Raw genomic sequence first — 22,340 nt, 5'->3', positions numbered from 1 at the left:
GTTGTCAGCCCGGCACGGCCGGGCTGATTCAATGTTGTCAATGTCCGCATTGTCCGATACAACGGGCCTGTTGCGGATCGCCGGCTCGCCGGCATGGAAAGGAAGAAGAATATGTCGTTGTCTTGGGATGATGAAACCACGTCGGCAGCTGTGCCGCGTCCGGCGCAGCAAGCGCCACTGGGAAATACCGAATTGAACCTGCCGGCAGGTGCCGAGCCGTCCGAAGCGAACGCAGAGCAAGTGGCGCGCCGCGTGAATGCCGACGACAAGCGCATCATCAACGGCAAGACGGACGTCAACCAGCTGGTGCCGTTCAAGTACAAATGGGCGTGGGACAAATACCTGGCCGGCTGCGCCAACCACTGGATGCCGCAGGAAGTCAACATGCAGCGCGATATCGAGCTGTGGAAGAACCCGAACGGCCTGACGGACGACGAGCGCCGCCTGGTCAAGCGCAACCTGGGCTTCTTCGTGACGGCCGATTCGCTGGCCGCCAACAACATCGTGCTGGGCACCTACCGCCACATCACGGCGCCCGAGTGCCGCCAGTACCTGCTGCGCCAGGCGTTCGAGGAAGCGATCCATACGCACGCCTACCAGTACATCGTCGAATCGCTGGGCCTGGACGAAGGCGAGATCTTCAACGCCTACAACGAAGTCAAGTCGATCCGCGACAAGGATGAATTCCTGATCCCGTTCATCAACACCCTGACCGACCCGGCGTTTGTCACCGGTACGGTGGAAAACGACCAGAAGCTGCTGAAGTCCCTGATCGTCTTCGCCTGCCTGATGGAAGGTTTGTTCTTCTACGTCGGCTTCACGCAGATCCTGGCGCTGGGCCGCCAGAACAAGATGATGGGCGCTGCCGAGCAGTACCAGTACATCCTGCGCGATGAATCGATGCATTGCAACTTCGGCATCGACTTGATTAACACGATCAAGATGGAAAACCCGCAGCTGTGGACGGCCGCCTTCCGCGAAGAGATCAAGGACCTGTTCATGAAGGCCGTGGAACTGGAATACGCGTACGCGGAAGACACCATGCCGCGCGGCGTGCTGGGTCTGAATGCGCCGATGTTCAAGGGCTATCTGCGCTTCATCGCCAACCGCCGCGCGCAGCAGATCGGCATCGAGCCGCTGTTCGCCCAGGAGGAAAATCCATTCCCATGGATGAGCGAGATGATCGACATGAAGAAGGAACGCAACTTCTTCGAGACGCGCGTGACGGAATACCAGACCGGCGGCGCGCTGAACTGGGAATAATTAGATGAGGAAATGAAAAAGCCCCATGAGGTGCAACTCACGGGGCTTTAGGGAAAAGAGGGCCAAACAACAACCTCTGGCTTTCTCTTGATGCTATTTCTATGTACTAGAAGTCGAAGTTTAAACTTCGAAAGCCGATATGGCAAGGCTCAAGTTCATCATCGAGGTAAATGATGAAAGGAACGACACATGAAAACTTGTGCCTATCCCAAATCCGTGCATGTGACGCAATACTGGCGCTTCCGCTTTGGAAAGCTTGAAATTGTGTGCGAACACTGCCGGTCTCCACGTTCGCGATAGTGGATTAAAGAGGACGGCTTTTTGCCGTTCTCTTTAAAGGAATAGTCAGTTTTCGTGATGTAAAAACAACTTGAACTTTGCAGGAGTACCGAACGAATTTGTGAGTTTGACTCACTCTTACGTATCTCTTCATATCGACTTAAAAGGTTTTATCATGACATTCAATAGTAAAAAAACCTCATCGGGAATCGCTTCCCAGGCAGCAGAGACATTGAAGAATCCCAATGCCTCTGCCGTGGCTAAGAGTTTGGCTGGTTCCGCATTGTCTCAGGTACAAGGTGCGTATCAGACAGGAAAAGCGATGGAGACAAAGGCATCGCATGTGCTTCAAAGCAGTAAGTACAGCGACGATACCAAAGCTTTAGCCGCTTCATTGCTCTCACAGTCGAATAGACTGCGATAATCCTAATGCTCCTAATGCGCCGTAGCTTTTACGGCGTTTTTTTTGCCTGTTGAGTAGCGATGATGTGTGAGTAGCATTCACATTCCCAGTGTCCAGGAGCTGAGGGCTTCTTCGAGACCACCGGCCCGCTGGCCGCCACCAACATCGCGCTGGGCAGTCCCCCTTTACGACGCCACATCACGGCGCCCGAGTGCCGCCAGTACCTGCTGCGCCAGGCGTTCGAGGAAGCGATCCATACGCACGCCTACCAGTACATCGTCGAATCGCTGGGCCTGGACGAAGGCGAGATCTTCAACGCCTACAACGAAGTCAAGTCGATCCGCGACAAGGATGAATTCCTGATCCCGTTCATCAACACCCTGACCGACCCGGCGTTTGTCACCGGTACGGTGGAAAACGACCAGAAGCTGCTGAAGTCCCTGATCGTCTTCGCCTGCCTGATGGAAGGTTTGTTCTTCTACGTCGGCTTCACGCAGATCCTGGCGCTGGGCCGCCAGAACAAGATGATGGGCGCTGCCGAGCAGTACCAGTACATCCTGCGCGATGAATCGATGCATTGCAACTTCGGCATCGACTTGATTAACACGATCAAGATGGAAAACCCGCAGCTGTGGACGGCCGCCTTCCGCGAAGAGATCAAGGACCTGTTCATGAAGGCCGTGGAACTGGAATACGCGTACGCGGAAGACACCATGCCGCGCGGCGTGCTGGATCTGAATGCGCCGATGTTCAAGGGCTATCTGCGCTTCATCGCCAATCGCCGCGCGCAGCAGATCGGCATCGAGCCGCTGTTCGCCCAGGAGGAAAATCCATTCCCATGGATGAGCGAGATGATCGACATGAAGAAGGAACGCAACTTCTTCGAGACGCGCGTGACGGAATACCAGACCGGCGGCGCGCTGAACTGGGAATAAGCCAGCCGATAGCGTTACCAGTCATGTCACAAAGGCCTCGCGGATGCGGGGCCTTTTGCCATGTGGAGAGCTTGTTGCAGCGGGCTTAGACGGTCGGGATGGTGCCGCCGTCGATCACATACTCGGCGCCGTGGATCGACGCGGCGCGGTCCGAGGCCAGAAAGGCAACCAGTTCGGCCACTTCTTCCGGCTTGCCCGGGCGGCCGATGGGAATGCCGCCCAGCGTCTGCATCAGCTTCTGGCGGGCCGCATCTTCGGTGATGCCGGCGTGGCCGGCCCAGCGCCGTATCATCGCGTGGGCCGCCGTGGTTTCGATGAAGCCTGGCGAGACGGTATTGATGCGGATGCCCTGCGGGCCGAATTCCTTCGACAATCCCTTGCTGTAGTTGCTCAGCGCAGCCTTGGCGGCCGCATACGCCAGCGTCGACTCGTACAGCGGCAGGCTGCGCTGGATCGACGAGATGTGGATGATCACGCCGTATTGGCGTGCCACCATCGCCGGCAGCAGGGCGCGGTCGAGGCGCACGGCGGCAAGCAGGTTGCCATTGAGCGCGTCTTGCCAGGCATCGTCGTCCAGGGCCAGTGCGCCGCCGCCCGCGGCCGTCGAACCGCCCACGTTATTGATCAGGATATCGACCCCGCCCAGGCTGGCCAGCGCTTCCCGGATCAGCGTGTCGGTTCCCGCGCGGGTACGCAGGTCGGCCGCGATGAAATGCACGCCGACCGGCAAGCTGCCGCCGGCGGCGCGCGCCGTGGTCGCCACGCGCGCGCCGCGCTCGAGCATCAGTTTCAGCGTCGCCGCGCCCATGCCCTTGGTGCCGCCCGTGATCAGCACGCGCTTGTCCTTGAAATCGGTATTCATGCGCTGATCTCCAGGGTCTGGATGCGGTTGCTGGCGAGCGTGAAGGCAAAGCGCAGCTCCAGCGGGCTGCCGGGGAAATTGCCACTGACGCTGCTGGTGACCACGCAGCGTGCGCCCCGGGTGTCGGCCGAGGTGGGGCTGATGGTGGCGCCGTACTGCTTGCTGCCAGCTTCCTTCCAGGCCTTGATGGCGGCATGGCCCGCGTGCGCATGGCCATCGTCATGCACGACGCCATCGGCTGCGAAGCACTGCGCCACGGCGTCGCTATCGTGATGGTTTTCGGCGGTAAAGTAGTCGCCGACGATTGCCGGCATGAGGAGAGACATGGTGCTTCCTTTGGGGGAGAGGTAGGGAGCGACCATCATATGGCGTTCAATTGCAGAGAAATAGTATGGCAACGGTGATAGGCTTTAAACTTCAGGTTCATTATTGACTGCGTGAGCACGCATGAAAAATAACTCTCTCGATGGTATCCGTACCTTTCTCGCTGTCGCCGAGCGCAAAAGTTTCAGCGCCGCGGCACTGCAGCTTGGCGTGACGGTGACGGCCGTCAGCAAGGCGGTCAAGGTGATGGAGCGCCAGCATGGCGTGCTGCTCTTCAAGCGCAATACGCGCAATGTCGCCTTCACCGAAGCCGGCGCGGGCCTGTACGCCAGCCTGGCCGGCGCTACCCGGCAGATCGATGACGCCTTCGCCGCGCTGACCATGTTTCGCGACCGGCCCGCCGGCCATCTGCGGCTGACGGTGCCGCGCGCGCTGGGCGCGCTGGTCATGCGCGCATTGATACCGCGTTTTCGCAGCAGCTATCCTGACGTGACCATCGACCTGTCGCTCGACGATGGCGCGGTCGATCTGCTGGCGCACGGTTACGACGCCGGCATCCGCCTGGGACAGTCCGTGGAGCAGGAGATGGTGGCGGTGCGCCTGACGGGGGACTTGCGCTGGTCCGTGGTTGGCGCGCCCGGCTACTTCGAGCGGAAAGGGCAGCCGCTGATCCCGGAAGACCTGGTGCGCCACGACACGCTGGCCTACCGCTTCCACACTTCCGGCGCCTTGCACCGCTGGCGCTTCGTGCGCGATGGCGAGGAATTTCTGGTGGAAACCGGCGCGCCCCTGGTCGTCAACGACACCACGCTGATCGCCGATTTCGCCCGCTCTGGTCTGGGCCTCGCGTATATGCCGGATGTGGAAATCGAAGGTGACCTGGCAAGCGGCAGCTTGCTGCGGGTGCTTGAAAACTACGTGCCGCCGACGAGTGGATTGTTCCTGTATTTTCCTGCCCGTACCCAGAGCCAGCCCAAACTGCGCGCCTTCATCGATACTGCGCTGGCCCTCTCCCGGCTCGCGTCGTCCAATGACGCGCGCTAGCCTGGCCTGTTTTTATCCAGCTCGCCGCCATCGTTCTGGAGACAGGCTGCGGCATCGCATGCCGCTTTTTGTTAGCCGCTTTTTCGTGGCGCGCAGCGGCGCGGCGGCGCATGTGCATCGCATGCGGCGGCACAGAAAAGTCCGGCCATTTTTTCGCCGCATGACGCGCGCCGCGACGCATTTTTTTGACGGCGCCAATGCGCGCGAGACAGCTAGTAAATATCGTTTCCGGACACGCTGGCGGCGGCATTTGGCGCGCGATTGTGCGATAGCACGCGTAACGTGCAAAAAAGCGGGCGAAAACGTGTCGTGCCGGTTGCGCATTGACAAGGTTTTCGTGTACTTTATGAGATTGCAAATGCGAGCGTTAGAATGCGGGGTTTTTTAACCAGCGCGGTAGCGAAAAAACCTCGCAAAACAGGGATACAGATTTACACGGATATGCACAAAACCACACCGTTTTCGTCTGCCGCCGTGCCCGAATTTTTTCAGGCATGGCGGTTTTTTATTTGACGCATCGGTGTTGTAGCGAGCGCGATGCGAGGAGCGAAAAAACGCACGGCATCGAAAACGAATGACCGAATTCAGACTTTGCCACCAGCTGCGAGATAAAGCAGGGTGGCACCGACGATGGCTGAAGTGCTGCAAACGTGAGGAGTTGCAGCAGTTCAGCTGGTGCCGAATTCATTAGCGCAAACGACCGTTTGTGCCGATGAATAATTCGCCTGGCCTATCCCTGTGGTGGGTCGGACGGGTTTAAATCTTGTAGCTTAAATTTCTCATCTCAGATGAAGGAGAGACAAATGGCAACAGCCGCTAAGAAATCAGAAGTAAAGAAACCAGCCGCCAAGGCTGCTCCTGCCGCGAAGAAGCCGGCAGCCGCAGCAAAGACGGTTGCCGCTAAACCAGCTGCCAAAGCAGCAGCGAAACCAGCCGCAAAACCAGCCGCCAAAGCCGCAGCCAAGCCTGCAGCAAAGGTGGCTGCCAAGCCAGTAGCGAAAGCCGCAGCGAAACCAGCGGCCAAGGCAGCAGCAAAACCGGCAGCGAAACCTGCAGCCAAGGCAGCAGCCAAGCCTGTAGCGAAAAAAGCCGCAGCCAAGCCAGCAGCAAAAGCCGCTGCAAAACCAGCGGCCAAGGCAGCAGCCAAGCCAGTAGTGAAAAAAGCTGCAGCGAAGCCAGCAGCCAAGGCAGCGGCGAAACCGGCCGCCAAGGCAGCAGCCAAGCCAGCAGCGAAAAAAGTCGTCGCCAAGGCAGCCGCCAAGCCAGCAGCAAAAGCTGCAGCCAAGCCAGCAGTGAAAAAAGCCGCAGCGAAACCTGCAGCCAAGGCAGCAGCGAAACCGGCCGCCAAAGCGGCAGCCAAGCCAGCAGCGAAAAAAGTCGTCGCCAAGGCAGCAGCGAAGCCGGCCGCCAAAGCAGCAGCCAAGCCAGCAGCAAAAGCTGCAGCGAAGCCAGCGGCAAAAGCGGTAGCCAAGCCAGCGGCAAAAGCAGCAGCCAAACCGGCAGCGAAGCCAGCAGCGAAAGCTGCAGCCAAGCCAGCGGCAAAGGTAGCAGCGAAGCCAGCAGCAAAAGCTGCAGCCAAGCCAGCGGCCAAGGTAGCAGCGAAGCCGGCAGCGAAAGTTGCCGCCAAGCCAGCAGCGAAAGTCGCAGCCAAGCCGGCAGCCAAAGCAGCAGCGAAACCTGCGGCCAAGGTTGCAGCAAAACCTGCAGCGAAGCCAGCGGCCAAGGTAGCAGCGAAGCCAGCAGCAAAAGTTGCAGCCAAGCCAGCCGCCAAGGTAGCAGCGAAGCCGGCAGCGAAAGCAGCAGCGAAACCTGCCGCCAAGCCAGCCGCAGCGCCAGTCGTGGCAGCCGCGCCGGCAGCAGCGCCGGCAGCAGCTCCAGCGGCACCAGCCGCCGTGGCAGCCAAGCCAGCCGCCAAGAAGGCCGCGCCTAAAAAGGCCGCACCGAAGAAGGCAGCTCCTGTCGCCAAGCCATCGGCACCTATCGCACCTGTAGCAAAAACCGTGTTGGCTCCGGCTGCAGCCTGGCCATTCCCAACCAGCACCCGCCCATCGTAATTCCAACGATACGGGTGCCTGGATGAGGCAACACGCCGCTGTGTGACTCAATCACACAGCGGTTTTTTTTTGGAGAATTAGTCGTGCTGATCGTTATCCTTACATTGATCGTTGATACCATCGCCACCTTGCTGGGCGGCGTGTTGCTGCTGCGCTTCTGGATGCAGGCGGTGCGCGTGCGGCCGCCTTCGTCGGTGGCGCAATTCACGTTTCAATTGTCCGACTGGCTGGTGCGCCCCCTGCGCCGCGTGGTGCCGGGCGTGGGCGGGTATGACTGGGCCAGCCTGATCGGCGCCTTCCTGATCGTGCTGCTGGCCAGCTCGGTGCTGTTTATTTCCGGCTATCCTGTCGAAGTGGTGCTGCTCAAGTCGCTGCAACGCTTCCTGCAATGGATACTCTACGGTTTCATGGCCTTGCTGATCATCGAAGCCATCTTCAGCTGGGTCAACCCGCATGCGCCGCTGGCGCCGTTTGTACGGGCCTTGAATGAGCCCCTGCTGCGTCCGATACGCAAGGTCGTGCCACTGGTCGGCAGCCTGGATCTGTCGCTGCTGGTGGCTTTGATCCTGCTGCAGATCGCGCAGGTGCTGGTGGGGATGATTATTGTGGTGAGGTAATGCGAGAAGGTCGGCCTGGCGCTTGGGCGCAAGCCGACCGGACTACATACTAATAGCGGTAACCGAACGCCGCTTCGAACTGGTCGGCGATGCTTTCTGGCGTAAACACGTGGTTTTGCGCGCCCTGGGTGGCGATCTTGATGGCGCCCAGCAGGCTGGCCAGACGGCCGCTGGTTTCCCAGCCCAGGTCGTTGGTGATACCGAACAGCAAGCCGGCACGGTAGGCGTCGCCGCAGCCGGTCGGGTCCAGCACTTCTTTGGCGGTCACGACAGGAATGTCGATGCGCTTGCCGTCCGTATAGATTTCCGACCCTTTTTCGCCACGCGTGACGATCAGCGCTTCCAGGCGGCTGGCGATGTCCGGCAGGGTCAATCCCGTGCGTTCCATCAACATTTCCATCTCATAATCGTTGGCCGATACATACGTGGCTTTGTTGATGAAATCGATCAACTGTTCGCCATTGAAGCGTGGCAACTGTTGACCCGGGTCGAACATGAAGGGGATGCCCAGCCCGGCCAGGTCGGCGGCATGCTTGAGCATGCCCTGGTCGCCATCCGGCGAAATGATGGCCACCTTGGCCGGGCCCGCATTGGCGATCGGGTTTTCATGCGCAAACGACATGGCGCCCGGGTGGAAGGCATTGATCTGGTTATTGTCCGCATCGGCCGTGACGAAGCACTGCGCGTTGTAGCTGTCGGCCTTGATGAGGATGTTGGCGGTGGAAATGCCCAGCTTTTGCAGGCGTTCCAGATAGGCGGCGCTATCTTGCCCCATGACGCCGACGATGCGCGGGTCGCCGCCCAGCATTTTCAGGCTGTAGGCGATGTTGCCCGAGCAGCCGCCGAACTCCGTGCGCATGGTTGGCACGAGGAAGGACACGTTTACTTTGTGCAACTGGTCGGCCAGCAGGGATTCGCCGAAGCGGCCGGGGAATTGCATGATGGTGTCGGTGGCAAGCGAGCCGCAGATCAGCGATGTTTTGGTCATGATAGTGTCTGTTAAGGATAAAAGATGGCGATATGGTAGCCAGACGCCGTGAGCTGGTCTAATGCAAAGTACAGTTTGATGGTTTGTTCCGAGCGCGGCGCAAACCCCGTGCTCACGTCGATCGTGGCCGGCAGGTAGTCGCGCGGCGCGATCACGCGGCGCAAGACCGGCTTGTCGTTGGCGTCGTTGAGTATCAGTTCGATGCTGGGCCAGGCTTGCACGCTGCGGCTCTGGTTGCGCAGCAGCGAGACGTAGGAAAAGGTCTGTTCCTTCAAGGTCTGCAACTCGCCTTGCTCGATGGCCAGCGCCTCGATCTGCGCCGGCAAGTCGACCTGGCAGCCACTGAGCTTGCACAGCGCGACCAGGGTCGGCTTCCACTGCGGAAATTGCGCCGCCAGCGGATTGCGGAAGGTGGTCATCACTTGCAGGAATAGTAAAAGCAGCAGTACAACCGAGCCGATGGCCATGGCCACGCGCATGGCCTTGCCGCTCTGTTCGCGGCGCCGGCCCAAGGTCACAAAGGCCGGCTCGTCGTCGGCCGGCGGCAGGATGGGTTCTTCCTGCTCTTCGGCGGCATCCGGCGCGACGGCGGCGGGCAATGGCGTGAAGGAATGGTCGGCCAGCGTGGGTTCCCGGCGCGCGGGCTTGTCCAGACTGACTTTTTCAGCGGCAGGCAATGCCGGAGCGGCCTGGGCTGCCACCGTTTCCAGGTTCGGTTCGCGGCGGCTATCGCGCAAATACGTGGCGAAGGCGGGCGCGTCATCGATCTGGCGGCGCTTGAAGGGCGCCATCGGCTGGGGCAATGGTGGTTCGGGCAGCTCTGCCGGTGTTGCAGCAGATTCAGGCAGGTCGAGCGGTGCGGCGGCAGGCGTGTCGGCCAGCGCCTCGTCAGGCAGTGCCACGTCGAGGTCCAGCTCGATGTGCTCGCCATCGTCTTCGTTGTCCTTGAGCTGCGCCGTTTCCGGCAGGATGCCGAACGGGTCGAACGAGGTGTCGAAGTCGAGGGAATAAATGGGTTCGTCGTCCGTGGCGGACGGCAGGCTGTTGTCGGCCGGATAACTGGTTGGCAGGGGAGCGGCAGTGCCGGGGCCGGACGTTAAAAACGGCGATGCCGCGGCTGGATCGATCAGCGCGGCATTGCCGTCAAACACTTCCCTGCACGTGCCACAGCGCACGATGCCCCCACGTAACTTCAATTGGTCAGCAGCGACCCGAAATATCGTGTTGCAATGGGGGCATTTGGTGGCGAGGGCCATTGCTGTGCTTATGCACCTTCCGCGCGGGGCGCAGGTGCTTGCGTGCTGCCCAGGCGGCCATGCAGAGCCACCCAGCCATCTTGCTCGGCCCACACACCCAGCTGGATGAATGGTGCGTAGGCAGCGGCCACTTCTTCCGCCTGGCGTGCCAGCACGCCGGACAGGATCAGCGCGCCGCCATCGGCGACACGGCCCGACAGCATCGGCGCCATCAGCTTCAATGGGCTCGACAGGATGTTGGCGACGACGATGTCAAACTTGGCCGTGGCGTGTGCCGAAGTGGCAAACGTGTCTGGCAAGAAATATTCGATCTCGCACTGGTTGCGTTCGGCATTGTCGCGCGCCGATTCGATCGCTTGCGGGTCGATGTCGACGCCGGCCACCGTTTGCGCACCGAGTTTCTTGGCCACCATGGCCAGGATGCCGGAACCGCAACCGTAGTCGAGCACGGTCTTGCCAGGGGCCGGATTGGCTTCCAGCCATTCCATGCACAAACGCGTGGTCGGATGGCTGCCCGTACCGAAGGCCAGGCCCGGATCCAGTTCCAGGATCAGGCCGTCAGGGTCCGGTGCCTCGTGCCAGCTGGGCACGACCCAGATATTCTTGCCGATGTGAATCGGGGCGAATTGCGACTGGGTCAGGCGCACCCAGTCCTGCTCTTCCACGGGGCGCATGGCAAAGGCGGGAACTTCCGCCATGCCGACCGCCTGGGCCGCAGCGGCCACGATGGCGGCCTGGTCGGCGTCGACGTCCGTCAGCGCCACCACGCGGCTGCGTTCCCACGCCGCTTCCTTCGGTTCCATGCCCGGCTCGCCAAACAGCGGCTGCTCGGCATCCGTGCCTTCATCGGCGTCTTCCACCGAGACCGACAGGGCGCCCGCTTCCATCAACGCGTCGGACATGGCCTCGGCGTTGTCACGGGCGATCTCGATGACGATTTCCGTCCAGCTCATGCGCCCGCCTTGATTTCGGACTTCTTGGCGATGCTGGGGCTGCCGCCATTCAGGTTCTTGCCCAGGTCCGGCATGTCGGCCAGTTTCTGTTCCAGATAGTGAATGTTGGTGCCGCCTTCGATAAAGCGCGCGTCGATCATCAGTTCGCGGTGCAGGGCGATGTTCGTGTTGATGCCTTCGACCACCATTTCGGACAGGGCGATCTGCATGCGGCGGATCGCCTGCTCGCGCGTGGCGCCGTAAGCGATCACTTTGCCGATCATCGAGTCGTAGTGCGGCGGCACGTAGTAGCCGGCGTAGGCGTGCGAGTCGACGCGGATGCCAGGACCGCCCGGCGCATGCCACGACACGATCTTGCCTGGCGATGGCGTGAACTTGAAGGGATCTTCGGCGTTGATGCGGCACTCGATGGCGTGGCCCGACAGCAGGACGTCGCGCTGGCGGAAACGCAGTTTTTCGCCGGCCGCGATGCGGATCTGTTCTTGCACGATGTCGATGCCGGTGATCATCTCGGTAACCGGATGTTCCACTTGCACGCGGGTATTCATTTCAATGAAATAGAACTCGCCGTTTTCGTACAGGAATTCAAACGTGCCGGCGCCGCGGTAGCCGATCTTGCGGCAAGCTTCGGCGCAACGGTCGCCGATTTTCTCGATCAGTTTGCGCGGGATGCCCGGCGCTGGTGCTTCTTCGATCACTTTCTGGTGGCGGCGCTGCATGGAGCAGTCGCGCTCGCCCAGCCAGACGGCGTTCTTGTGTTCGTCGGCGAGGATCTGGATTTCCACGTGGCGCGGATTTTCCAGGTACTTCTCCATATACACTTCAGGGTTGCCGAAGGCCGTGCCGGCTTCCGTCTTGGTCATCGCCACGGCGTTGATCAGGGCCGCTTCCGTGTGCACCACGCGCATGCCGCGTCCGCCACCGCCACCGGCGGCCTTGATGATGACCGGGTAGCCGATCTTGCGGGCAATTTGCACGATCGCTTTCGGATCGTCCGGCAACGCGCCTTCCGAGCCGGGGACGCACGGTACGCCTGCCTTGATCATGGTTTGCTTGGCCGACACTTTGTCGCCCATCAAACGGATCGATTCGGAGCGGGGGCCGATGAAGACGAAGCCCGATTTCTCGACGCGTTCGGCAAAGTCGGCATTTTCCGACAGGAAGCCATAGCCTGGGTGAATCGCTTGCGCATCCGTCACTTCAGCAGCGCTGATGATGGCGGGCATGTTCAGGTAGCTCAGGGACGACTGTGCCGGGCCGATACAAACGGATTCGTCGGCCAGCTTGACGTATTTCGCGTCCTTGTCGGCTTCGGAGTGGACTACAACCGTTTTAATGCCCATTTCGCGGCAGGCGCGCTGAATACGGAGGGCAATTTCACCACGGTTGGCAATCAGGATTTTTTCAAACATGGTAGGTTCGCGTATGTCTGTGAGAGCCGGCGAGCCGGCGAAACAACAAGTGTGAGGGGCTAAAACTGCAAACGGCCGTTGCCGGCCGTGTGGACTGGGTTTTAGCCGATCACAAACAAGGGTTGACCGAATTCGACCGGTTGGCCGTTTTCGACCAGGATCTGGGTCACGACACCGGCTTTATCGGAGTCGATTTCATTCAGGAGCTTCATCGCTTCGATGATGCACAGGGTATCACCTTCCTTGACGGTCGAGCCCACTTCAACATAGGCGGCGCTGCCAGGAGCGGAGGAACGGTAGAAGGTACCGACCATCGGCGACTTGACCACATAGCCCGTTGGCTCGGCGGCGACCACGACGGCAGCAGCCGCTGGTGCTGCGGCTGGCGCGGCTGGCTGGTATTGGGCTTGCATGCCTTGCGGCTGCATCATGACCATCTGGTTTTGCGGCATGGCCGACGATTTGACGATGCGAACCTTGCTTTCGCCTTCGGTAACTTCCAGCTCTGCGATATCCGATTCGGCGACCAGGTCGATCAAGGTCTTGAGTTTTCGTAGATCCATGTAAAACCCCTAGGAATGTAGTTTGTTTTATGAGTGATGCGGTGATGTCCAAGAACCTATCGCCGCGCTAAATGCGTGCAGATCGCGTAGATTAACGTTTTTTAAGCGCAAAGTCGATGGCAAACCGATATCCATCGATACCCAGGCCGCAGATCGTCCCCTGCGCGATCGCGCTGAGAAATGAGTGATGTCGAAACGTTTCGCGTTGATAAATATTCGAGATATGGACTTCCACGAACGGGATGGCGACCCCGGCCAGCGCATCGCGCAAAGCAACGCTGGTATGGGTCAGGCCGCCCGGATTGATGACGATGGCATCGATCCCTTCCGCTCGCGCGGCATGGATGCGGTCGATCAGCGCGCCTTCATGGTTGCTTTGAAAGCAAACCAGGTCGGCACCGGCCGCCATGGCTTGCGCCATTGCTGCCTGCTCGATATCGGCCAAGGTGCTGGCGCCGTAGACCTCAGGCTCGCGCGTTCCCAGCAAATTCAGGTTGGGACCGTTGAGCAGAAGGAGGTTTTTTGCCATGTATGGAAGACCGTTTTAGCGAAAGTTCCGCATTTTGCCGCCAAAGATACGCATTGGCAAGAGAAAAAAGCACGCTCCGAATTTACAATTTATCCAGATCGGCGCGCAACTGATCAAATTTCAAGCGGCCCAGATAGGTCTTTTTGACTTCGCCATCGGCGCCGATCAGCACCGTAAAGGGCAAACCGCCCGTGGCATTGCCAAAATGACGCGACAGGTCGGTGCCGCTCATGCCGGACACATACACGGGATAGGCGATCTTGACCTTGCTGGCAAAAGTGGCAATATTGCTGGCCGAATCGATGCCGATACCGATCACCTGCAGGTTTTTCGCCCCGTAGTGGCCTTGCACTTCGGATAACTCCGGCATTTCTTCCACGCACGGCGGGCACCACGGTGCCCAGAAATTGACCAGCAAATTCTTGCCTTTCCACTGCGACAACGCTTGCGTGGCGCCTGCCGCGTCCGGCAGGGACAGCGCATACAGCTCGTTGACGGGACCCGTCGCGCCTGGCGCGATGGCGGTCGTCAGCGGTCCCGCTTCTTTCTCCGCTTTTTTCGCTTTTTCCTTGCTCAAACCGACGTAAGCGCCCATGCCGCCAAACATCAACGCCACGATGGCACAGGCGATCCAATTCTTTTTTGTCATAACTTTATCTATATCAATGTTAGTGGGCAGCCGGCACGCCATCGGCGAGGCTGGCGGCCAGCAGGCTGCGCAGCCCGGCGATATCGGTGCGCAGCACCTTGCCGTCCGCCTTGGCTTTCAGCGCGCCGCGCATATCGTCGAGCTCATACAGGGCCGCGTGCACGCCTTCGTTTTTCCACAAGAAACTGGCTGTCTCGACCGCATCATAACGCGCTCCCTTGAAATGCGGGCTTTCGGACATGTCGAGCACGACATTTTTATTGAGCAGGAAGATGTGGATTTCCTTGGCGCTCTCGGCAAACAGCTGCAAATAGATCTCGTCGTGGGGGCCGGCCGTGCCATTGAGCACGGGGCCACTGAGTAGGGGATGAAATTGTTGCAACGCCTCCATCACCTGCAGCGCGATCGTGCGCAGCTGGAACAATCGCGCCGGCTGGCTGTCGGCCAGGAACAGGGCATTGTATTGCCGCACCTGTTCTTCGATCATGTCGTTGTCAGGCAGTATATTGGGCAGGTTCGGCGCGTCACCGAGGACTTGCCGCGCCGCCTTGCGCTTGGCGCTGCCATAGTCGGCGCCATCCTGCGCCACGAGGCGCGCGGCAGCGGCAGCGATTTCCAGGCGCAACTGCGCGCTATCGTCAAATGCATCGTTTGTCATGAGCGAGATGATACTCCGAAGCGGAAAAAGTCATGGCGTCAGGTAAAATCCTGCACTTGCTGTTTTTTATCTCACCGTCTTACTTACTTAAGCGTGCACCTTTCGCACTGATCACATGCATATTCATATTCTCGGCATTTGCGGTACCTTCATGGGCGGCCTGGCTGTCCTGGCCAAGGAAGCCGGCCATAAAGTCACTGGTTGCGATGCCAACGTGTATCCGCCGATGAGCACCCAGCTGGAATCGCAGGGAATCGAACTGATCCAGGGCTTTGATCCGGAACAAACCAAGCTGAACCCGGATTTGTATGTGATTGGCAATGTGGTTTCGCGCGGCAACCCGCTGGTGGAAGAAATCCTCAACCGCAGCCTGCCGTATGTGTCCGGCCCGCAATGGATCGGTGAACACATCTTGCGCAACAAGTGGGTGCTGGCCGTGGCGGGCACGCATGGCAAGACGACAACCTCGGCCATGCTGGCCTGGATACTCGAAGACGCGGGCTACGCGCCGGGCTTTTTGATCGGCGGGGTGCCGATGAACTTTGGCATTTCCGCCCGCCTCAGCGGCAAAATCGACGGCAAGAGCGCCGACTCGGACTTCTTCGTCATCGAAGCCGATGAATACGACACGGCCTTCTTCGACAAGCGCAGCAAGTTCGTGCATTACCACGCGAAGACGGCCGTCATGAATAACCTGGAATATGATCACGCCGACATCTTCCCCGATCTGCACGCGATCGAGACGCAATTCCATCACCTGGTGCGCACCGTGCCCGGCATTGGCCGCCTCGTGTTCAACGGCGACGAAGCGTCGCTGCAGCGGGTGCTGGCGCGCGGTTGCTGGAGTGAAAAGGAAAGTTTTGGTCAAGATGCCAACTGGCAACTGCAAGAGCAGGCCGATGGCAGCTTTGACGTGTATTTCAATGGCCGGCAGGAAGGCCATGTGGCGTGGGCGCTCACGGGCAAGCACAACCGCAGCAATGCGCTGGCGGCCATCGCCGCCGCGCGCCACGTGGGCGTGCCGATTGCCCAGGCCTGCGCTTCGCTGGCCAGCTTCGAGAGCGTCAAGCGCCGCATGGAAGTGCGCGGCGTGGTCAACGGCATTACCGTGTACGACGATTTCGCGCACCACCCGACGGCCATTGCCACCACCGTGGGCGGGCTGCGCCAGAAGATAGGCAGCAGCGGCCGCATCCTGGCCGTGCTGGAACCGCGTTCGAACACCATGAAGCTGGGCGCCATGAAAGATGCGCTGCCGGGCAGCCTCAAGGATGCCGACCTGGTCTTCGGTTTCGGCAGCCATGCCGCGCTGGGCTGGAGCCTGGGCGACGCGTTGGCGCCGCTGGGCAAGCTTGCCAGCGCCTACGAAGACATCGATACCTTGGTGACCGCCGTGGCAGCCAGCGCCCGTCCCGGCGACCAGATCGTGGTCATGAGCAACGGCGGCTTTGGCGGCGTGCACCAGAAGTTGCTGGAGGCGCTGGGCCGATGATTCTGTACCTGCATGGATTTCGCTCGTCGCCCCTGTCGATGAAGTCGCGCCTGCTGGCCGCGCAGATGCAGGCGCTGGGCCGCGAGGCCGAATGGCTGTGCCCGCAATTGCCGGCCTCGCCCAAGCTGGCCATCGAACTGGCCCTGTCGCTGGTCAAGGATGTGGCGCCGGCCGACCTGACGATCATCGGCTCCTCGCTGGGCGGCTATTACGCCACCTGGCTGGCGGAGCAGCTCGGTTGCCGCGCCGTGCTGCTGAACCCTGCCATCGTGCCCCTGATCGACCTGGAACAGCATGTGGGCGTGACGACCGAGTTCCATTCGGACAAGCCATTCGAGTTCAAGCGTGAATACATAGCCGAGCTGCGAACCTTTGCCGTAGAGAAAATTACTGAGCTGCAACGCTATTTCCTGATTGCCGCCACGGGCGATGAAGTACTCGACTACCGCGACATGGTGGCGCATTATCAGGGGGCGCAGCAGTGCGTCATCGATGGCAGCGACCATGGCATCAGCGAATTTGCCGCATACCTGGCGCCCGTGCTGGCATTTTGCGGCATCGACGCGGACGCGGCCAAGTGAGGCCGGGGTCGCTGCGGCAGGCGCAATGGCATGCGCACGTGAACGCCGTCAATGCGCCGCCGGCCTTGCGCCACTGGCTCACGGGCGGCGGTTCGCTGACGGCCAAGCTGAAAGCGCATAGCCAGGCGTTCCGCGTGCAATGTTTGCATCAGAAAACATCGCGCTGTTTGACGGACGAGGCCGCCATCATCGGTTTGCACCGCGCGGGCCGGGTATGGGAACGCGAAGTGCTGTTGCGTTGTGATAACAAACCGGCCGTGTTTGGCCATACCGTCGTGCCCATGCAGGCGACGGCCACGGACTGGCCCTTGTTTTCCGCGCTGGGCGAGCGCTCGCTGGGCACGACCTTGTTTGGCGACCGCATGGTGCGGCGCGGCGAACTGGAATTTGCCCGCTTGCGCGCCAGCCACCCGCTGGTGCAGCGGGCGCAGGCGGCGCTGGCATTGGAAGGGCAGCGCGCCGGCGAGCAGGCGCTGTTTTTTGCCCGCCGCTGCCTGTACCAGCGTCACCAGGGGTTGTTGCTGGTAACTGAAGTATTTTTGCCGGCGGTGCTGGAGTTGACGTCCGTCACTCGCACCGTTGCAACCGACACATTAATAAACAAAGCATAACAATGAATCTATTTTTTGAAGAATCCGGCGATTTCAAGGTCGGCACGGTCCTGTCGCAAGCGGGTGAAGCGTACCAGGTCGAAATGGCCAGCGGCAAGCGTACCAAGGTCAAGGTCAAGGATGTGCTGCTGCAGTATGAAAAGCCGTCCCCTGCCGAGCTGCTGGAGCAAGCCAAGGCCGTTGCTGCCGAGATCGACCTCGATTTCCTGTGGGAAGTGGCGGGCGAAGACGAGTTCGGCTTTGCGGAGCTGGGCGCCGAGTATTTCGGCCACGCACCGTTGCCGCCGGAAGCGGCCGGCCTGATCCTGGCCCTGCATTCGGCGCCCGTGTATTTCTACAAGAAAGGCCGTGGCCGCTACAAGGCGGCGCCGGAAGCGTCGCTGAAGGCGGCATTGGCCGGTATCGAAAAGAAAAAGCAGCAGGCGCTGGTGCAAGCCGCCTATGTGGAAGAGCTGAAACAGAACCGCTTGCCTGCCTCGATGCAGCCCATGGTGCTGCAACTGCTGTTCAAGCCGGACAAGAACACGATTGAATACAAGGCGCTGGAAGCGGCGTGCACGGAATTGCACACGACGCCGCCGCGTTTGATGCTGGCTGTCGGCGGTATTGCTTCGCCGAAAGACTTGCACCTGTCGAAATTCCTCTTCGAAAATTTCCCGAAAGGCGCCGGCTTCCCGAGCGTGCCCGTGCCGTCCGTGACGGCCAAGCTGCCGCTGGCCGACGTGGCCGCCTTCTCGATCGACGACGTGACCACGACCGAGATCGACGATGCCTTCTCCGTGCAGCCGCTGCCCGATGGCACCGTGAAAGTGGGTATCCACATCGCCGCGCCGGGCCTGGGCATCCGCCCGGAAGACGTGATCGACAAGATGGCGCGCCAGCGCATGTCGACCGTCTACATGCCGGGCGACAAGATCACCATGCTGCCGGACGAAATCGTCAACGCGTTTACCCTCGCGGAAGGCACGACGTGCCCGGCCCTGTCGCTGTACGCCACGCTGGACCCGAAAGCGGACTGGGCCGTGGTCAGCACGCAGACGCGCGCCGAGCTGGTGCCGATTGCCAGCAATTTGCGCCATAACCAGCTGGACGATCTGGTCAACGAGGAAACCCTGGCCAGCGGCGAAGGCGAGTACCCGCACAAGGCCGATTTTGCCGTGCTGTGGCAATGGGCGCAGCAGCTGGAGCAGGGCCGCATGAAGAAGCGCGAAGCGTTCGGCTTGAAGCCGGAACAGAATAACCGCGTCGATTTCAATTTCTATGTGGAAAACGACATCGTCACCGTGGCGCGCCGCAAGCGTGGCGCGCCGCTCGACAAGATCGTCGCGGAACTGATGATTTTTGCCAACAGTACTTGGGGCAAGATGCTGCACGACCATGGCGTGCCCGGCATCTATCGCAGCCAGGGCGGTGGCAGTGGCAATAGCTGGGCGGCAAAGATGCAGGTGCGCATGGTCACCCATGCGGCGCCGCACCAGGGCCTGGGCGTCGATCAATACGCGTGGAGCACCTCGCCGTTGCGCCGCTATACGGACCTGGTGAACCAGTGGCAAATCATCGCCTGCGCCGAGCATGGCGTGACGGCGCCGCTGGTGGCCCCGTTCAAGCCGCGCGATGCGAATCTGTTCGCCATCGTTTCGGCCTTCGACGCTGCGTATGCCGCGTATGGCGATTTCCAGTCGAACATGGAACGCTATTGGTGCTTGCGCTGGTTGCACCAGGAAAACGCGCGCCAGGTCGAGGCCGTCGTGCTGAAAGACGAGATCCTGCGTCTGGTCGACATTCCGCTGGTCATCAAGCTGCCGGGCATGCCATCGGTGGCGCGCGGCGCCCAGGTAAAACTGGACTTGCTGCGCTGGGATGAGGTCGACCTGAGTATCGAAGCGCGCCTGCTGGAAATCGCCGCCGTACCGGATGCGGCGGCCGATGCCGAACTGGATTACGAAGAAGAATCGGGCGACGAAGGCGCCGACGAGAGCGACGTGGCGCCGGAGGCATCGCCGGAAGCGGCGAACCAGGTCAGCGACGCCGATGCGGAAGTGGCGGAACTGGCCAGCGAAGACGTGGTCAGCGAACCCGAGGTCAAGTAAGGCCGTCGTCAGGCCATCAAGGCGGTGCTGAAAACTGTTGCCGGCACCGCCCTTTGACGTAGAATTCAGCCATCTTGTTATGGTGTGTTTGTTGCGAATTGGGTTGCGCGTGAAGTCTTTCCGAGAGAATCGTTTCCTGATGATTGCCGTGGCGGTATCGCTGCTGGCGCACGGCGCCTTGCTGGCGATGCATTTTGTCGCCCCGGCCCCGCAGCGGGCTGTGGCGACCGATCCCGGCCTGGAAGTGATCCTGGTCAACGCCAAGCATGCGAACAAGCCGCTGAAGGCCGATGCCCTGGCGCAAGCCAATCTCGACGGTGGCGGACAAGCCGACAAGGGCCGCGCCAAGTCGCCCTTGCCCGACATGCGCCAGGTGGAAGAGGGCGACAGCGTCAAGGCCAGCGCCCGGCGCATTGCCGAACTCGAGCAGAAGCAGCAGGAGCTGCTGACGCAGGCGGCCAGGCCGACGCCCTACAGCGCCGCGCCCGTCACGGAAAAAGACAAGCCCAATCCACTCGCATCCGGTTCGGACTTGATGGAAAGCAGCAAGGCCATCGCGCGCATGGCGGCCGAGATCAGCCAGACCGTGGAAGACCAGAACAAGCGTCCGCGCAAGACTTTCATTACGCCCAGCACGCAGGAAGTCGGCTACGCCATGTATTACAAGACCCTGCAAAAGCGCATCGAGGAAATCGGCACCCTGAATTTCCCGCAAAAGAATGGCCGCAAGATGTATGGCGAACTGGTTGTCTACATCCCTATCTTCCAGGATGGCACGATTTACCAGAAGGAAGGCGGCGCCCGCGTGGAGAAAAGCTCGGGCAACGCCGCGCTCGATGCGGCGGCCCTGGCCATCGTGCGCCGCGCGGCGCCGTATGGCCGTTTTCCACCAAACATGTTGTCAAGTGATAAGGATGACCTGTGGGTCGTCATTACCCGCTTCAAATTTACGCGCGAAGAAAAAATGGAAGCTAACCTGACTGGCGGCAGCAATTGAACAAGCAAGAAATGAATCCCGATCAATATTGTGTCTTCGGCAATCCCATCGCCCACAGCAAGTCCCCCCTGATCCACGCCGCGTTTGCCCTGCAGACGGGCGAACCCATCGTCTACGATCGCCGCCTGGCGCCGCTAGATGGCTTTGCCCTGGCGGCCCGTACGTTTGCCGCCGAGGGCGGCAAGGGCGCGAATGTGACGGTGCCCTTCAAACTGGACGCGTGCGCGCTGGCCACGGAGCTGACGCCGCGCGCGCAAGCGGCCGGTGCCGTCAATACCCTGCGTTTCGATGGCGATACCATTCTTGGCGACAATACCGATGGCGCGGGCCTGGTGGCGGACATCGTGCGCAACGCGGGCGTGAGTGTCTCCGGCAAGCGCATCCTGCTGCTGGGCGCGGGCGGCGCGGCGCGCGGCGTCGTGCTGCCCTTGCTGGAACAGGGGCCGCAGGAAATCTTCATTGCCAACCGCACCGTGGCCACGGCCGAGGCGCTGGTGATGCAGTTTGCCGATGCGCTGGATCAACCCGCTCAGTTGCGCGCCGGCGGCTACACCCAGCCCGATGGCGTCTTTGATATCGTCATCAATGCCACCTCGGCCAGCCTGGCGGGCGACTTGCCGCCCGTGCCGCCGGGAATCTTCGGCGATCACACGCTGGCGCTGGACATGATGTATGGCGCCCAGCCCACCGTCTTCATGGACTTTGCCGCGCAGCATGGCGCGCAGGTGCGCGACGGCCTGGGCATGCTGGTGGAGCAGGCGGCTGAAGCGTTTTACGTGTGGCGCGGCGTGCGGCCGCGGACGCAGGATTTGCTGGCGCAATTGCGCAGTGCCCTGTGAGCGCCGGCAAGAAGGGCCAGCGCCGCAGCGGCAGCCGCTACGGCTGGATCAAGTGGCTGTTCATCGTCCCCGTGCTGGCGTTTATCGTCGTGCAGCTGTATTTCTTCCTGCAAATCTGGTGGTGGGTCGAGCATAACCCGTCCAGCACGGCTTTCATGCGCGAACAGCTGTCTGTCTTGCAGGACAAGAATCCCAACGCCACCATCAAGCAGACGTGGGTACCGTACAACCGCATCTCGAACAACCTGAAACGGGCCATCATCGCTTCGGAAGACGCGAATTTTTCCGAGCACGAAGGCGTGGACTGGGAAGCCTTGCAAAAGGCATATGAAAAAAATAGCAAGAAGCAGAAGGTCGTGGCGGGCGGTTCCACCATCACGCAGCAACTGGCGAAGAATCTGTTCCTGTCCGGCTCGCGCAGCTATGTGCGCAAGGGCCAGGAACTGATCATCACGTATATGCTGGAAAGCCTGATGGAAAAGCAGCGCATTTTCGAGATTTATTTGAACGTGGTGGAGTTTGGCACGGGCATCTTCGGCGCCGAGGCGGCCGGGCGCCACTATTACCGGGTCAGCGCGGCGGGCCTGAGCGCCGGGCAGGCGGCAAAACTGGCCGTGATGCTGCCGAACCCCCGCTTTTATGACCGTCACCGCGATACGGGCTACCTGAACCGGCGTACGGGCGTGATCCTGCGCCGCATGGGAGCGGCGGAACTGCCTTGATGGCAGCCGGCTTTCTTTGTATAAAGTTAAAGCTGCCTGATTGGCACTATTGCGGCGCAGCATCTTAATCGGCACCGGTTGGTGCAACGCCGCACTTTTTCCGTGAAAAAGCGGTGCCGGGGGTGGTCGTGAAAAGGCCTTTGCGGGTACACTTGCGCTGTTTTCATTTTTGGCGCCAGCGCCAGCACATCACGATAACCCAACATCCGGCTGAGAGCG

General features: G+C 60.7%; 23 protein-coding genes and 1 pseudogene. 13 read left to right on the top strand and 11 right to left on the bottom strand.

The features are described from left to right. Positions 1 to 111: 111 nt before the first annotated feature. From U0004_RS25955 to U0004_RS25945, 3 genes and pseudogenes are all read left to right on the top strand, one after another. Entirely contained in the window at positions 112 to 1,263 is a 1,152-nt protein-coding gene (locus U0004_RS25955; protein ID WP_034780261.1) for a ribonucleotide-diphosphate reductase subunit beta, read from the top strand. 370 nt (positions 1,264 to 1,633) lie between these two features. After that, positions 1,634 to 1,966 carry a hypothetical protein gene (locus U0004_RS25950; protein ID WP_254676084.1) on the top strand — a complete coding sequence of 111 codons (333 nt, stop codon included), beginning with the start codon at positions 1,634 to 1,636 and terminating at the stop codon, positions 1,964 to 1,966. 104 nt (positions 1,967 to 2,070) lie between these two features. Next, positions 2,071 to 2,880 (top strand): annotated as a pseudogene (locus U0004_RS25945) (ribonucleotide-diphosphate reductase subunit beta); the annotation flags it as partial. Positions 2,881 to 2,965: 85 nt separating this feature from the next. On the opposite strand, the gene U0004_RS25940 reads toward U0004_RS25945, so the two are convergent. Continuing rightward, entirely contained in the window at positions 2,966 to 3,742 is a 777-nt protein-coding gene (locus U0004_RS25940) for an SDR family oxidoreductase (protein WP_070255970.1), read from the bottom strand. Continuing rightward, entirely contained in the window at positions 3,739 to 4,068 is a 330-nt protein-coding gene (locus tag U0004_RS25935) for a nuclear transport factor 2 family protein (RefSeq protein WP_070255967.1), read from the bottom strand. Before U0004_RS25935 ends, U0004_RS25940 begins: the two co-directional genes overlap by 4 nt. A 121-nt stretch (positions 4,069 to 4,189) precedes the next feature. On the opposite strand from U0004_RS25935, the gene U0004_RS25930 reads away from it, so the two are divergent. Then, a complete protein-coding gene (locus U0004_RS25930) occupies positions 4,190 to 5,110 on the top strand; it encodes a LysR family transcriptional regulator (protein WP_070255965.1) in 921 nt (306 codons plus the stop codon). A 58-nt stretch (positions 5,111 to 5,168) separates the two neighbouring features. Continuing rightward, positions 5,169 to 5,498 carry a hypothetical protein gene (locus tag U0004_RS25925; protein WP_139144127.1) on the top strand — a complete coding sequence of 110 codons (330 nt, stop codon included), beginning with the start codon at positions 5,169 to 5,171 and terminating at the stop codon, positions 5,496 to 5,498. A 512-nt stretch (positions 5,499 to 6,010) separates the two neighbouring features. On the opposite strand, the gene U0004_RS25920 is transcribed toward U0004_RS25925, so the two are convergent. After that, positions 6,011 to 6,994, bottom strand: a complete 984-nt coding sequence (locus tag U0004_RS25920) for a hypothetical protein (protein ID WP_070255962.1) — start codon at positions 6,992 to 6,994, stop codon at positions 6,011 to 6,013. A gap of 253 nt (positions 6,995 to 7,247) precedes the next feature. Here U0004_RS25920 and U0004_RS25915 point away from each other — a divergent pair, with 253 nt between their 5' ends. After that, a complete protein-coding gene (locus tag U0004_RS25915; protein WP_034780256.1) occupies positions 7,248 to 7,781 on the top strand; it encodes a YggT family protein in 534 nt (177 codons plus the stop codon). A gap of 49 nt (positions 7,782 to 7,830) precedes the next feature. Here the strand turns inward: U0004_RS25915 and U0004_RS25910 are convergent, their stop codons facing one another. From U0004_RS25910 to U0004_RS25875, 8 genes are all read right to left on the bottom strand, one after another. Further along, a complete protein-coding gene (locus U0004_RS25910) occupies positions 7,831 to 8,769 on the bottom strand; it encodes a carbohydrate kinase family protein (RefSeq protein WP_070255959.1) in 939 nt (312 codons plus the stop codon). An 11-nt stretch (positions 8,770 to 8,780) separates the two neighbouring features. After that, a complete protein-coding gene (locus U0004_RS25905; protein ID WP_070255956.1) occupies positions 8,781 to 10,025 on the bottom strand; it encodes a DUF3426 domain-containing protein in 1,245 nt (414 codons plus the stop codon). 8 nt (positions 10,026 to 10,033) lie between these two features. Continuing rightward, entirely contained in the window at positions 10,034 to 10,978 is a 945-nt protein-coding gene (prmA, locus tag U0004_RS25900) for a 50S ribosomal protein L11 methyltransferase (protein ID WP_034780253.1), read from the bottom strand. After that, positions 10,975 to 12,390, bottom strand: a complete 1,416-nt coding sequence (gene accC, locus U0004_RS25895; RefSeq protein ID WP_034746622.1) for an acetyl-CoA carboxylase biotin carboxylase subunit — start codon at positions 12,388 to 12,390, stop codon at positions 10,975 to 10,977. Before accC ends, prmA begins: the two co-directional genes overlap by 4 nt. 101 nt (positions 12,391 to 12,491) lie before the next feature. Continuing rightward, positions 12,492 to 12,953: an acetyl-CoA carboxylase biotin carboxyl carrier protein gene (accB, locus tag U0004_RS25890; RefSeq protein ID WP_034780252.1), complete on the bottom strand. Its 462-nt coding sequence runs from the start codon at positions 12,951 to 12,953 to the stop codon at positions 12,492 to 12,494. A gap of 91 nt (positions 12,954 to 13,044) precedes the next feature. Further along, complete coding sequence (gene aroQ / locus U0004_RS25885) at positions 13,045 to 13,482, bottom strand: type II 3-dehydroquinate dehydratase (RefSeq protein WP_034746628.1); 438 nt, start codon at positions 13,480 to 13,482, stop codon at positions 13,045 to 13,047. Between the two features lie 82 nt (positions 13,483 to 13,564). Next, positions 13,565 to 14,131: a TlpA family protein disulfide reductase gene (locus U0004_RS25880; protein WP_070255953.1), complete on the bottom strand. Its 567-nt coding sequence runs from the start codon at positions 14,129 to 14,131 to the stop codon at positions 13,565 to 13,567. A 19-nt stretch (positions 14,132 to 14,150) separates the two neighbouring features. Beyond that, positions 14,151 to 14,789, bottom strand: a complete 639-nt coding sequence (locus tag U0004_RS25875; protein ID WP_070255950.1) for a hypothetical protein — start codon at positions 14,787 to 14,789, stop codon at positions 14,151 to 14,153. 115 nt (positions 14,790 to 14,904) lie between these two features. Here U0004_RS25875 and mpl point away from each other — a divergent pair, with 115 nt between their 5' ends. From mpl to mtgA, 7 genes are all read left to right on the top strand, one after another. Then, positions 14,905 to 16,281: a UDP-N-acetylmuramate:L-alanyl-gamma-D-glutamyl-meso-diaminopimelate ligase gene (gene mpl / locus U0004_RS25870; protein WP_071653670.1), complete on the top strand. Its 1,377-nt coding sequence runs from the start codon at positions 14,905 to 14,907 to the stop codon at positions 16,279 to 16,281. Continuing rightward, positions 16,278 to 16,862: a YqiA/YcfP family alpha/beta fold hydrolase gene (locus U0004_RS25865; protein WP_070255943.1), complete on the top strand. Its 585-nt coding sequence runs from the start codon at positions 16,278 to 16,280 to the stop codon at positions 16,860 to 16,862. Before mpl ends, U0004_RS25865 begins: the two co-directional genes overlap by 4 nt. Then, positions 16,859 to 17,473: a chorismate--pyruvate lyase family protein gene (locus tag U0004_RS25860; RefSeq protein WP_070255939.1), complete on the top strand. Its 615-nt coding sequence runs from the start codon at positions 16,859 to 16,861 to the stop codon at positions 17,471 to 17,473. Before U0004_RS25865 ends, U0004_RS25860 begins: the two co-directional genes overlap by 4 nt. Before the next feature lie 2 nt (positions 17,474 to 17,475). Beyond that, positions 17,476 to 19,563 carry a ribonuclease catalytic domain-containing protein gene (locus U0004_RS25855; protein WP_070255936.1) on the top strand — a complete coding sequence of 696 codons (2,088 nt, stop codon included), beginning with the start codon at positions 17,476 to 17,478 and terminating at the stop codon, positions 19,561 to 19,563. A gap of 139 nt (positions 19,564 to 19,702) precedes the next feature. Then, positions 19,703 to 20,560 carry a TonB family protein gene (locus U0004_RS25850; RefSeq protein ID WP_070255933.1) on the top strand — a complete coding sequence of 286 codons (858 nt, stop codon included), beginning with the start codon at positions 19,703 to 19,705 and terminating at the stop codon, positions 20,558 to 20,560. A gap of 11 nt (positions 20,561 to 20,571) precedes the next feature. Next, entirely contained in the window at positions 20,572 to 21,399 is an 828-nt protein-coding gene (aroE, locus tag U0004_RS25845; RefSeq protein ID WP_070256120.1) for a shikimate dehydrogenase, read from the top strand. Beyond that, complete coding sequence (mtgA, locus tag U0004_RS25840) at positions 21,396 to 22,121, top strand: monofunctional biosynthetic peptidoglycan transglycosylase (RefSeq protein WP_070255932.1); 726 nt, start codon at positions 21,396 to 21,398, stop codon at positions 22,119 to 22,121. Before aroE ends, mtgA begins: the two co-directional genes overlap by 4 nt. Positions 22,122 to 22,340: the final 219 nt, after the last annotated feature.

It is taken from the genome of Janthinobacterium lividum (genome assembly GCF_034424625.1).
In the GTDB taxonomy this organism is placed as follows: Bacteria; Pseudomonadota; Gammaproteobacteria; order Burkholderiales; family Burkholderiaceae_D; genus Janthinobacterium; species Janthinobacterium lividum.
Note: the sequence above shows the minus strand (reverse complement) of the source record. Positions and strands in the feature narration are given on the sequence as shown.